Source organism: Desulfosporosinus nitroreducens (assembly GCF_023897015.1).
Lineage (GTDB): Bacteria > Bacillota > Desulfitobacteriia > Desulfitobacteriales > Desulfitobacteriaceae > Desulfosporosinus > Desulfosporosinus nitroreducens.
The window spans coordinates 155,876-168,742 of the sequence record NZ_JAMHFY010000004.1 but is presented as its reverse complement, the minus strand read 5'-3'; the positions used below and the strand labels follow the sequence as shown (position 1 = coordinate 168,742).

Below are 12,867 nucleotides of genomic sequence, written 5' to 3'. Positions count from 1 at the left end.
GGCTCTTTAAACAGACGAGTATCATATGCAAAGCTCAATTACAGCTTGGTTTTCAATACTCCCCCAACAAATATCCCTCAAATCCCTTTAATACTGCAGCCGCAAAAACCTGATACCCCTTATCGTTGGGATTAACTCCGTCTGCCAACAGCCCTGCCAGCGGTGTAGGATCACTTATAAAGGCTGTCCACTCGTCAATAACAGGAAGTTGGTGTTTTTTTCCAATCTCAATAATGACCTGGCGATAAGGGAAAGACTTATTATTATTAGCGACGTTTTTGACGGGAGGTTCCACAACTAAAAAAATGTTGGCATTTGGGCTTCGGACTTTAAGTTCTACCAGCAGTTGTTCGTACTTATGCTTAAAATCATCCGTGGTTACTGTGGCCCAATCGTTTCTGCCCAAGCAGAGGATTATTAGGTCAGTATCTTGTGTCGCCTCAGGAGCATACGCTGAGATCGTATTTATGGTAGCATTTTCAGTTGTCTTAAAAAGCCACTGAAAATTACCGGGGTATTTATCAAGTAAAGCTTTTGAGACTAAAGCATGCCAGCTTAATTCCTCCTTATTGGTAACCCCTTGGCTTTCAGCCACAGCTCCTCCGAAGACAAGGGCCTTAACACTAGCAGGACTGGAAAGTTTAGCTAATCCATGGTTGGTGATCGTGCTCGGCTCAACGATAAGGGGATTCGCAGCTATTTTCTCTGAATCCTCAGGGTTTGAAGTCTCGGTCATGTTTACCGTGCTGTCAACCGGAGTGGATGGTTTTAGGGCATATTTCGGTGTCTCTCCTCTATTTGTGACCCAGAATAGGCCAATAACAAAAAGTGCTAAAATACAGGTGGCTAAAATTATGTGTAACTCAAGCTTGGCTGGTTTTATCATCAGAGCAGTTTCCTCCTAAACATACGGGATTTCCTACAGACAACAAGATTCGACGTTGGAGTATGTAATATCCTTCTCAAGTATCCAAAATTATTATATTTTTCCAAGATAAATAGATTTTGACTGATTACCCTAATACTAGGCTGGCGTTTGAGTAAAAGAAGTTACAAAAGAATCATTTTTTAGTAATTGAAGGAAAAACCAAAACTATCGCGAATATAGTATGTCGGACAAGTTTGCTGGATTGATTTGGAGGTAGCCATGGAAGAAGAAATAGAATTACGACAGTATTGGGAAATGCTAAAAAAGCGTTGGATCATCGTCCTGGTACTGCCGATCATCGCAGCTCTCACCAGCGGGGTCGTTAGTTTCTTTATTATAAAACCCGTATATCAAGCCTCCACTACATTGATCGTGGGAAAGAAAGCTTCGGAGGCAGGTCAAGCAGCCGTACAAATGCTGGACAATAGTGTCCTCCAAGCTAATCTACAGCTTGCTAAAACCTACGCTACTATCGCCCAGAGCCGTACCGTCGAACAAAGTGTCATTAATCACTTGGATTTGACAATGAGTGTTGCAGAGCTGGACAAACTTATCACTATCAACCCCGTAAAGACGACGGAAATTCTAGAAATACAAGTCATGAATACTAACCCCGAACTTGCCACGGACATCGCCAATTCGATGGCAGCTGAGTTTTCCAAAGCGGTCATTGAGATAAAAAAAGTGGACAGTGTCAGTATCGTAGATACTGCAGTCGTTCCCAATAATCCGGTTAAACCCAATAAAAAGTTGAATATCTTGATTGCCTATGTTGTCGGCTTAATGGCTGCCTTCGGACTGGTCTTTTTGTTAGAGTACTTAGATAATACGATCAAGACCTCAAGTGATGTGGAGAATGTTTTAGGAATTCCGGTATTAGGAGTTATACCAAACTTTGAAGCAGGAAAACAAGGGTAAGAGGAGAAGGTTCACTTGGCATTTTCACTAATTACGCACGAAGAAACGAAATCACCTATCTCTGAGGCTTACAGGACGCTCCGGACGAATGTGCAGTTTACAAGTGTGGATTCTAAGACCAAAAAAATTATGGTCACAAGTTCAGGCCCGCGAGAAGGAAAATCGACCACGGCTGCCAACCTGGCTGTGAGTATAGCTCAATCCGGCAAGTCTGTCCTGGTTATCGATGCGGATTTGCGTAATCCAACTCAGCATAAAATGTTTCAACTAGGTAATTTTGAGGGACTTTCAAGTTTTTTGGCTCAGAATCAAGAAGATAGTCACAATTTCATCAAAGAAACCGAAATACCTGGGGTCAAGGTCCTTACAGGAGGTCCCATTCCCCCCAATCCGGCTGAGCTCGTCGGATCTCAACGGATGAAGCGTTTAATCGAGGAAGTCAGTGAGCAATTTGATGTGGTCCTTATCGATACCCCTCCGATCATTGCGGTGACAGATGCCGCCATTCTTGCCCAGGAAGTCGACGGAGTTATCTTAGTCTTGGCCTCAGGTGAAGTAAACAAAGAGTATGCCCAGCTTGCTAAGGAGCAGTTAGACAAAGTTGGAGCTAAGATCCTCGGGGCAGTTCTCAATAAAGCGGACATGAACACCAGCGACTACTATTACTACTACTATTATCACGGAACTGACGATAATAAGAAGAAACATAAAGGTCATAAACATCGCTAAAATCAAAGCAGCATCCATCAATTGAAATTGAAGGAGCTGCTTCTTTTAATGCACGAGGAATTCCTAGGATCGGATTTCTCGTGCTTTTGACGTTTAGCTCGTCAATGGGGCAGGAAAAGGACAGACTCAGGTAGAATTTGTCAAGACAGGATCTTTCTGATTAAACCAAGCAGAAAAAGGCAAAATGAAATTCGTCTTTTATTAATAGGGTGACTATGAAGTTAGCTATGCTCATTTGTAAAGTACGCGTCAGACGCTAAGTAAGGTGGTGGAACCCCTTGGACAACGTTGTGGTAGACCTTGAAACAATTCCAGCGCACATCGTAAAGGATCTGTCAGGGATATATTTCCTCGAGCTGGAAGACTTGCTGAGAAGGAAACCGCTGGACATCCAGAGTATTCTAAAGATCGGCCTCAAGATCTCTGAAGCGTTAGCTCTTCTCCACGGGCAGAAGATCATTTATAAGAACATCCGTCCCAGCAGTATTATGGTCAGTTTCGACAGATGCCATGTTAAACTGAAAGACTTCAGTCCGGAGGTCTCTTGCCCTCCTGCTGACTTACGTTACTTATCCCCAGAACAGACCGGCAGAATCAATCGTCAGGTCGATCCCAGGACGGATCTCTATTCCCTGGGCATACTTTTCTATCATATGCTCTGCGGGCAACCTCCCTTTAATGCCGATGATCCCCTGGAACTGATTTACGCCCATTTGGCCAGAGAAGTCTTGCCCTTAAGCCAGTTAAATCCCAGGATTCCCTCGGTCTTGTCCGACATCACCCATAAACTTATGCATAAAAAACCGGAAGATCGCTACCAAACTGCCGACGCTCTGCAACGGGATCTGGAGAAATGTCTCGAACTTCTCAACGTCAAAAACCGGGTCCATCAGATCGAACCCTTCAAAATCGCCCAATTCGACAAGCTGAGAGGCCTATCAATACCGAACAAACTGTATGGGCGGGATACTGAGCTGGAGACCCTTAAGCAGGTTTATCGACGGGTCAAGGACGGCAGTCAGGAACTCATCTTCGTTTCGGGCTATTCGGGTGTGGGAAAGACGTCTGTGGTCAACAAATTCTTGGAATATGTGCGGGAAAATGGCGGGATCTTTTCAGGAGGGAAATTCGACCAGTACAAAAGCAACCTCCCCTACCTAGCCTTTATCCAGGCTTGCCAAGCTATTCTAAAGGAAATACTTTCAGAAAACCAGGCAGTAGTCAGTCACTGGAAAGAACAGATCCTCAGTGCACTTTCGCCCAATGCTCAACTGATCGTGGATCTGATCCCTGAAGTAGGCATGATTATTGGACCTCAGCCACCGGTGGATAACCTAGCCCCCACTGAGGCCCAAAATAGGTTCAATTCCGTTTTTCTGAAGTTTATCCAACTCTTCGCTCTCCCTGAGAAACCCCTCGTGCTATTTCTGGACGACCTGCAATGGGCAGATTTATTCAGCCTACGTCTGATCGAACAGCTCGTCTTGGAGCAGTCTGGGTTTTTGATGATCATTGGAGCTTACCGGGATAATGAGATAGATTCGACCCACCCTGTTCAGTTACTGTTCTATCGTCTTAAAGACCCAGGCCTAAACGTCCAAGTCCTAGACATCAAGCCACTGGAGCTAAGTCATGTCAACGAAATGATCTCTACCACCTTGAAACGGACCTGGGAGGAATCCCTGCCCCTGGCTCAAGTCTGTCAGGAAAAAACGAAAGGAAATCCCTTTTTCCTGATTCAGTTTTTATACATGCTCAAAGAAGAAGGGCTCCTGAATCAGGAAGCCCTGCAATCTGCTTGGGGTTGGGATCTTCCGGCCATCTTGAGCTGTAAGGTCACGGAAAATGTCGTCGACTTGATGCTGGCAAAGATCAGCAAACTGCCTTTGCCAACCGTTGAAATCCTGAAACTGGCCGCCTGTATCGGGAATAACTTTGACGCCTATACCTTAGAGATCGTGATGGAAAAGCCCCTGAGCGCAATCGAGAGAACACTGGGAGAGGCTGTCGAGTCGGGCCTTATCCTAGAAAACGGTACGAAATACTTTTTTTTGCACGACCGGGTCCAGCAGGCCGCCTATTCACTCCTGGAGGAAGAGACAAAAGCAATCATTCACTATAAAATCGGCAAGCTATTTTATGCCAAGCTAACAAAACAAGAACAAGAAAACCGCCTCTTCGAACTTGTTGATCATTTGAACATCGCCCTAAACTTGATCGACGATCCAACTGAACGATACTTAGCAGCCAATCTGAATCTAAGAGCCGGCAAAAAGGCTAAAGCATCCTCAGCCTATGAACGTGCTCTGGACTATTTCAGCTTGGGCAAACGATTATGCCCTGAAGAAGCTTGGATTACTCAGTACCCGCTTATGTTGGAGTTACATATTGAACTTGCAGAAATGGCCTATGTTTGTACACAGTTCGAACGCATGGAAGAAGTAGCAGCAGAGACCATGGTTCACTGTCAAGACAGCCTGGATATGGCGAGAATTTCAGAAATCATGATTGCCACCTATACTGCGGAAAACCAATTGGAAAAAGCTATGGCAACTGCAGAAAATATTCTGGGACTATTAGGAGTTCGCTTTCCTAAAAAGCCCCATTTAGGGCATGTCATCCTCGAATATCTGAAAACTGGCTGGGCATTGCGAGGCAAGCAAAGGGAAGACTTACTAAATCTCCCCAAGATGACTGATGAAAAGTACATGACCATTATGCGCATCCTCAACAGCACAGGGATCGGCAGCTACTCTGCTTCTTACAACACCATTATCTTAATCGTCCTCAAAGCTTTGCAGATTTCCCTTAGACATGGGATTACAGAAGAAACCATCGTGGCCTATTCCGGTTATGGATACATTATCAACATGCTCTTGAAAAAAGCAGATAAAGGGTATGAATTCGGACAATTAGCCCTCGAGTTGCAGGACAGACTGGGTGTCAAACGGTTTGACAGCAAGATCCGCATGATGTTTAACATGGTAATTAGACATAGCAAAGATCCTCTCAGAGCGACATTAGAGGATTTCCCTAAAACCTACTTGAGCGGTTTTGCTGCGGGAGACTTGCTTTCTGCCGGTCACTCTATCATGCAATACTTTGTCTATTCATATTTTTCCGGACGGCAACTTGCTGTCATCGAGGATGAAATGCAGGAACATCAGAATGCCATGCACAAAACAGGGCATGAAACCTCCCTCCGCCTCAGTCAACTCTATCGCCAGACTGCCTTGAATTTTGCCGGAAGAACCCCGGACCCCTGTGCCTTAGTGGGGGATTATTTTGATGAAGAAATCCTGCTGCCGGTTTATACAAGGTCTAATGATCGGACGATTGTCTTCAACATCTATTTTCACCGCCTGATTCAGGCTTTCTATTTCCATCAACCAATACGAGCCTTAGAAAACCTGCCCTTTGTCGAAGAATATCTGGACGGTGTCCTAGGAACCTTCTGCCTGCCCTTGGTTCATTTTTACGGATCATTAGTGATTGCCGCCAACTATGAGAGACAAAGTTTCTCTAAACGATATCTAAGCAGGAAAAAGATTAAGCGTAATATAAAAGCCTTGGAAAAATTATCTCGGTCAGCCCCGGAAAATATCTTCAACAAGCTGTATCTCCTCAAAGCTGAAAAGGCCAGACTGGACAGAGAGGACTTTAAAGCAGCTACATACTACGATTTGGCTATTAAGTATGGCGGAACTCACCAATTTATCCAAGAGGAAGCCCTGGCTAATGAATTAGCGGCTGAGTTTTATCTCTCTCGAGGGAGAGATGTCTCGGCTAAATTCTATCTGCAGCAAGCCCTTGATTGCTATCTAGAGTGGGGAGCTCAGGCTAAAGTGGATGATCTGCAGAAGCGTTATCCCAAATTGCTTCAGAATGCGCCTTATCCACCCTTGCCCAAGGGCATACCCGATATAGATTTGTCCACAATTATTAAGATCGGGCAAGCGATTTCCAGTGAAATAGTCCTTGAGGACCTGCTCAAGTTGCTGATAAAAATCATGCTCCAAAACTCGGGCGCTCAAACCGTAGTCTTAATCATGAATCATGAAAATAGATTAACCGTCGAAGCGGAGGGGAATGCCGAGGATAACTCTGTCAGACTGTTGCAGTCCATCGGTCTGAACCAAGCAAGTTTTGACCTGCCCATCAAGTTGATTAGCTATGTGGTTAGAACGGGAGAAACCGTCACTTTAGATGGCCCGCAGAAGGATAAATCCATCCTCTGTCTGCCTGTGATTATTAAGAATAAGGTAATAGGCTTGTTTTACCTGGAAAACAACCTGGCACCGGGTATTTTTACAAAGCAGCGCTTGCAGCTATTACAGTTATTGTCTTCTCAGATAGCAGTCTCTATAGAAAACGCCAGACAATATAAGAACCTGGAAAGTATTCTAGAAGACCATACCAAGGAATTGACCGAAAAAAATATTGCCCTCAACGAGAGCAATCACAAGCTGGCAGAAGCCAATGAAAATAAAACCCGCTTCGTCGCCAATGTAAGCCATGAGATCAGGACCCCTCTTCAAGGGATTATGGGAATGACCAGCCTCCTGAAAAAAAATCATCGCTACAATGACGATTATGTAAGGATGATTCAATCCTCAGCAGAATCCCTCTTAGGAATTATCAACGATATCCTGGACATTTCCAGAATAGAATCCAATCGGTTAGTGATTGAGGAGAGGGCCTTTAGCTTAAAAGACTTACTTAAGCAAATCTTAGAAAACTATGAGCCACAGGCTGGAGGCAAGGGGATATCCTTAATATCGAGCATTTGTTCAGAGATTCCGGAATATCTAAGCGGAGATCCTTTAAGGATAAGTCAGATTCTCAATAATCTCTTAAACAATGCCCTAAAATTTACCCATCAAGGGAAGGTGAATTTTAGCGCTTGTTGTCTTACCGTCAATGAAATGCTGGTAGAGGTTGAATTTATCATAGAGGATACCGGAATTGGCATATCATCCGAAAAGCTTCTAAGCATTTTTGAAAGCTTCTCCCAGGGGGATAGCAGTATCACCAAAAAATACGGCGGTACCGGGCTTGGTCTGACTATCGTCAAAAGATTGGTGGAATTGATGGACGGGCACATTGAAGTCCAGAGCAAAGAAGGGCAAGGCAGCAAGTTTCGTTGTCTCTTACCCTTGGGGAGGGCAACTCAGCAGGAGATCGCTGTTACAGAGGATAGCTTGAAGTTCGATTATCAAAAGAAAGACGACTTAAAGCGTTTAAAAATTATTGCCGCAGAAGACAATCTGGCCAATCAGACGTATATCAAGTACGTCCTAGCCTATCACAACTGTGAAGTAACCGTTGTCAATAATGGCCTTGAACTAATACAAGCCCTGAAACTTAAGGACTATGACTGTATTATGCTGGATAAGAATATGCCCGTAATGGGTGGCATAGAGACAACTCGGATTATTCGCAACCTGGAAGAAAATACCGGTAAGCATATCCCCATCGTTGCCCTCACTGCTTCGGCTATTCTCGGAGACCGTGAAAAGCTTCTCGCCCAGGGGATTGATTATTATCTAGCCAAACCAATTCGGGAGGACTATTTACTAAACATCTTGCAGAAGATTCGTCATTCAAGGGAAGTAGACCAAGAGCATCTTAGAGGGGAAAAACTCAAACCCAGAGGAGAGCAGGGTGATGAGCTTATTGATTACGAAGTTTTCCACCAGGAAGCAGAGCTATTTGGCAAAACGGTCATGCTGTCTATTATCGAGGAATTTCTAATAAACTATCAATCTTTGCTGGAAGACATTCAGACGGATCTGGAGGCTTGCCATGCTGACCAATTAGAAAAAAGCGCTCATAGATTGGCGAGCGCTTTATCCTGTCTTTACACAATGAAGGTTTTTGAGCTGGCTAAGAAACTGGAACGGGAGGCTCAGGCTCGAAATTGGCAAGAGTTACAAGAACAGTACAATAAACTCAAGCAACAAATCCCTGCCTTAATAGGGGAACTTCAGACGCTTAAAAAGAGCTTGGAAGCCGATACCCCACATTTCTAACAGTCTCAATCAGACAAGAACTTAGCCCGGCTATCTCTATCTTTTTACGAATTCTGCGAATATGGACATCCACTGTGCGAGTTTCCCAGAAGACATCTTCAGACCAGATAGCATCCAAAATCTCACTGCGAGTAAACACTCTGCCTGGCTTTTTAGCCAAAAGACATAAGAGCTCAAATTCTTTGAAGGAAAGTTGTAGCTCTTGGCCGTTCAGCGTAACACTGCGAGTAGCAAGGTCCATCTCCAGACTCCGAAATGAAATCTTGGAGGAAGAGGTGGCTGCACTCTGGTCAGTTCTGCGCAGGACGGCTTTTATGCGTGCAATAAGCTCATGATAGCGAATCGGTTTAGAGATATAATCATCCGCCCCTAATTCCAGACCAATGACATTATCTATCTCGCTGTCCCGGCTTGTCAGCATAAGCACAGGAACCATTCTATTGCTAGGATGATGCCGTATTTCCTTAAGAGTTGTCAGGCCATCTATGCCCGGTAAGATAACGTCCAAGATTACCAAATCGATGTCCAAGGATTCTAAAATCCTTAGCGCATCCTCACCGGATTCTGCCTTATAAACTTGATAGCCGTTTTTGTTCAGAGCTGATTCCAACAGGATTAAGACACTTGGGTCATCGTCAACGATTAAAACATTAAGATCAGGCATAGTTCTACCTCTTCTGTTGTAAAAAATTACTATGGTAAATTTGATAAATATTAGGTAATTTACATTATTGTAACATAAGAACGAAGAAATGTTACCCATGTTCTGTAAAATTACTTTGCAACCTATCAATTAAACTCAAGTAAATTCTTTACGAACAAGTTGAAAAAGAAAGAAAGGTAGATTTTAGAATATGTTAGACGATAAAAGGAGTAATAAGATGGCTAATGCAAGTTACCGACATTTATTTCCCAGAAATACATAGAATTACTGTAATATTGTAGGAATAATTGGCATTTTGTCTGCAGGAATTTCCATATTAACAACGAATTGGGAAACAAGTAGTCCTTTCTTAGGGTGGTAGGCCTAGGATGTTAGGACTTTAGTCCTGGGGTGCCGAACTTAAGGGTGTTGTTAAGTTTATCCTTGAATTTGCTATATCTTAACTGAGAACAAGAGAGGATTTGTCAATGAGATTGATCTTATTTTCAGGTGGTGGGCTTAGCGAAGGCTACTAATTATGGCTAAGAGTGAATGAATATTCAGAATTAGTATCAGAGTTAAAAATCAGTATATTTCGCGGGGAAGAAGGAAAAGGGAAGTGGGACAATGTTAAGGGAGCGTGGGATCGTTGAAAACATATCAGAACTAGTTGACATTGTTCTGATATCAATAGGCTTCTCATTTGCTTTGAAATTATATCAGATTAAGCATGTAATAACTGGTGAAACATGGTCAGAGTACTTGGTAATATTTTTGATCTACCTTCTGACGTGGATCGTTGGAAGTAATGTCTATAAAGTTTATCAATCTCGCCGTTTCATGTCTGCATGGCGTGAACTCAGACAAATGCTAAAAGCGCATTTTTTCTCACTTGCAGTGAGCATGATACTAATTAATCTCTACAATCCAAATTTGCTATAGCCCCAACTAAAAATGGGCTTACAATTCCTTACTTAGGGGACTATTCGAATCTCGAATCCATCATTCGTATGAATATTGTTGATCTAACGGTTGTAACAGCGCTAATTACTGAAAAGGGTATTCAGGAATCGATTGAAATTCTAGATATCATGGGGAAAACTGTTGCGGTGACCGTTTGAAATGTACAAGTTTCGTTCCATGGTTTTCAATGCTGAGGAACTGAAGGAACGACTTGCTGATTTAAATGAAATGAGTGGACCTGTCTTTAAGATTCTCAAATGATCCAATAGTGACAACCGTGGGAAGATTCATACGAAAAACTAGTATTGATGAACTCCCTTAGTTATTTATGTATACAAGGGGATATGAGTGCTGGAAATTGCAAAGAAACACTACATATAGTTTATTTTTCTGCTTTTTATCATAATTAATACTATATATAGTGTTTTGGCCGGTGGAGATGCGAAAAGAGAGAGTATCTCTATGACGCTAGAAGCCTTGGTAGCACTGGGCTTGGTAATTTTGCATCTAGACAAAGTGCTGGAGATTGAAAAGAGATTAGACCTGGAATCCTCTGTTGGTGCGGGTTTCGCCTGATTTAGGTTATTTATAATGATTTACGATATGATTTGGAGAGTTAAGAAATAGAGTTGGTAATTGTTAAGGAATTCTAATTTTTGATTGTCCTTTTTACATCAACAAGGTGACATAACACCGTAATGTGATTATGGTTTTTGTTTAGATAGAGAAGTAGGCAGAGTCGCCGTTAGATTCGGCAAAGATCGCCTAGTCATTGAAAGAAGAGGAGTGGGTGTTAATTATGAATATGCGTGCTTCAGAGGTTTTGCAAAAAGAAGCACAAGTCCAATTTGAAGAGAGAAAATTTCCTGGCTGGAAACGAATGATTGATATTATAGGGGCGTTAGTCGGTCTTATTTTATTTTCTCCAATTATTGTTGTTGTATCTTTCATCATTTACGTTACTGATGGTCGTCCGATATTTTTTTCTCAAGATAGACTGGGACTCGGCGGCGAAACGTTCCACATATATAAATTTCGTTCGATGCGAAGGGATGCTGAAGAAGTTCTAAGGGGTAACCCGGTAATTTATAACAAATATGTTTCGAATAACTATAAGTTGCCTGAGGGACAAGATCCACGGATTACGAAGATTGGGTTTTTCTTAAGAAAAACTAGCTTGGATGAACTACCACAATTTTGGAACGTGTTAATTGGAAATATGTCTTTGGTGGGCCCGCGTCCAATTGTTCAAGCTGAGTTGAATGAATATGGCAGTAAGAGATTTCTCTTTTTAAATATGAAGCCAGGAATAACAGGAGTTTGGCAGGTTTCCGGTCGGAGCGATTTAAAATATCCTGAACGAGTGGATGTGGAATTAAGCTATCTAGAAAAGCAGGGGATGACGTTTGATATAGCCGTACTTTTTAGAACCGTTTATTGTGTGTTTAAGCGTAAAGGAGCGTTATGATTATTTAGAACTGGAACTGGTTGATAAAAGAACATTTATTTTCTCCAAATGAAAGGTATATTTATGAAAAGCAATGAACCCTTTAGAATAGCTCAAATATTATCTAAGATGAATTCAGGCGGTATCGAAATGGTGGTGTTGAATTACTACCGGCATATAAACCGCACGAAGGTGCAGTTTGACTTTATCGTTGAGGAAGGTTCAACGATACCCTACAGGGACGAAATAGAGAAAATGGGTGGGAAAATATATCTTGTTCCATCGTATACGGATATAAAAGAATATCAAAGGCAATTGATCTCGCTCTTTAAAAGAAATGATTATAAGATTGTACATGTTCATATGAATGCATTGAGCATATTCCCACTTCGTGCAGCAAAAATGGCAGGGGTCCCAATTCGTATTGCCCATAACCACAGTACTGCTAGCAAAAATGAGCTGAAGAGAACGGTAGTTAAATATATTTTACGTCCTTTAGCTAAGGTATACCCGACCCATTTCTGTGCATGTTCTGCTTTAGCGGGGAAATGGCTTTTTGGTAAACGGTTTTACGATCAAGGAAATGTTAAGTTGATTCCTAATGCAATTGATATTTCAAAGTTTTCATTTAATCAGGAGATTAGAAATAGGGTTCGAAAAGAACTGAATGTTGAAGATAGCTTTGTTATAGGTCATGTTGGTCGGTTTATGAAGCAGAAAAATCATAATTTTTTAGTTGATATTTTTAAGAAAATCCATGAAATAGATTCAACAGCGATATTGCTCCTCGCCGGAGAAGGCGAGCTAAAGGAAGAGATTGAAAACAAAGTGAGAATGCTGGGATTGAAGGATTCGGTTTGTTTTCTTGGAGTACAGAATAATGTTCACGAGCTGATGCAGGGAATGGATATATTTTTACTTCCTTCTTTATATGAAGGATTACCTGTGGTGGGTGTTGAGGCTCAATCTGCAGGGCTTCCCTGTGTGTATGCCGATACAATTACTGAAGAAACAAAGATATTGGATAGTACGGAATTTGTTAGTTTGAAAGAATCTGTAGATAAATGGGCAGATAAAGTACTACACTTTAAGGATGGATTTGAGAGAAAAAAGGTTGATGAGAAGATTATTGATTCAGGATTTCAAATAAAAAAGGCTGCAGAAAATTTATGTAATTATTATTTATATTGATTCATATTTAGCTAGA

At 42.1% G+C, this 12,867-nt stretch carries 7 protein-coding genes and 1 pseudogene; 6 read left to right on the top strand and 2 right to left on the bottom strand.

The genetic code is table 11. From position 1 onward, the window contains the following. Positions 1-52: 52 nt before the first annotated feature. The gene (locus M8E35_RS06385) at positions 53-886 is read right to left on the bottom strand and encodes an SGNH/GDSL hydrolase family protein (RefSeq protein WP_252467995.1); all 834 of its coding nucleotides are present in this window, start codon (positions 884-886) and stop codon (positions 53-55) included. A 261-nt stretch (positions 887-1,147) separates the two neighbouring features. Between M8E35_RS06385 and M8E35_RS06380 the strand changes: the two genes are divergently transcribed. The 3 genes from M8E35_RS06380 to M8E35_RS06370 all read left to right on the top strand — a co-directional run bounded on the left by M8E35_RS06380 (position 1,148) and on the right by M8E35_RS06370 (position 8,607). After that, a complete protein-coding gene (locus M8E35_RS06380) occupies positions 1,148-1,846 on the top strand; it encodes a YveK family protein (RefSeq protein ID WP_252467993.1) in 699 nt (232 codons plus the stop codon). 15 nt (positions 1,847-1,861) lie between these two features. Continuing rightward, a complete protein-coding gene (locus M8E35_RS06375; protein ID WP_252467991.1) occupies positions 1,862-2,575 on the top strand; it encodes a CpsD/CapB family tyrosine-protein kinase in 714 nt (237 codons plus the stop codon). A gap of 278 nt (positions 2,576-2,853) precedes the next feature. Further along, positions 2,854-8,607 carry an AAA family ATPase gene (locus M8E35_RS06370; RefSeq protein ID WP_252467990.1) on the top strand — a complete coding sequence of 1,918 codons (5,754 nt, stop codon included), beginning with the start codon at positions 2,854-2,856 and terminating at the stop codon, positions 8,605-8,607. Here the strand turns inward: M8E35_RS06370 and M8E35_RS06365 are convergent. Further along, positions 8,570-9,271 (bottom strand): response regulator transcription factor, encoded by a 702-nt coding sequence (locus M8E35_RS06365; protein WP_252467989.1) that lies wholly within the window; start codon positions 9,269-9,271, stop codon positions 8,570-8,572. The two genes, M8E35_RS06370 and M8E35_RS06365, sit on opposite strands and share 38 nt — an antisense overlap. A gap of 1,095 nt (positions 9,272-10,366) precedes the next feature. Here M8E35_RS06365 and M8E35_RS26450 point away from each other — a divergent pair. From M8E35_RS26450 to M8E35_RS06345, 3 genes and pseudogenes are all read left to right on the top strand, one after another. Next, positions 10,367-10,532 (top strand): annotated as a pseudogene (locus M8E35_RS26450) (sugar transferase); the annotation flags it as partial. Between the two features lie 480 nt (positions 10,533-11,012). Further along, a complete protein-coding gene (locus tag M8E35_RS06350) occupies positions 11,013-11,681 on the top strand; it encodes a sugar transferase (protein ID WP_252468133.1) in 669 nt (222 codons plus the stop codon). Between the two features lie 63 nt (positions 11,682-11,744). After that, positions 11,745-12,851 carry a glycosyltransferase family 1 protein gene (locus M8E35_RS06345; RefSeq protein WP_252467988.1) on the top strand — a complete coding sequence of 369 codons (1,107 nt, stop codon included), beginning with the start codon at positions 11,745-11,747 and terminating at the stop codon, positions 12,849-12,851. Positions 12,852-12,867: the final 16 nt, after the last annotated feature.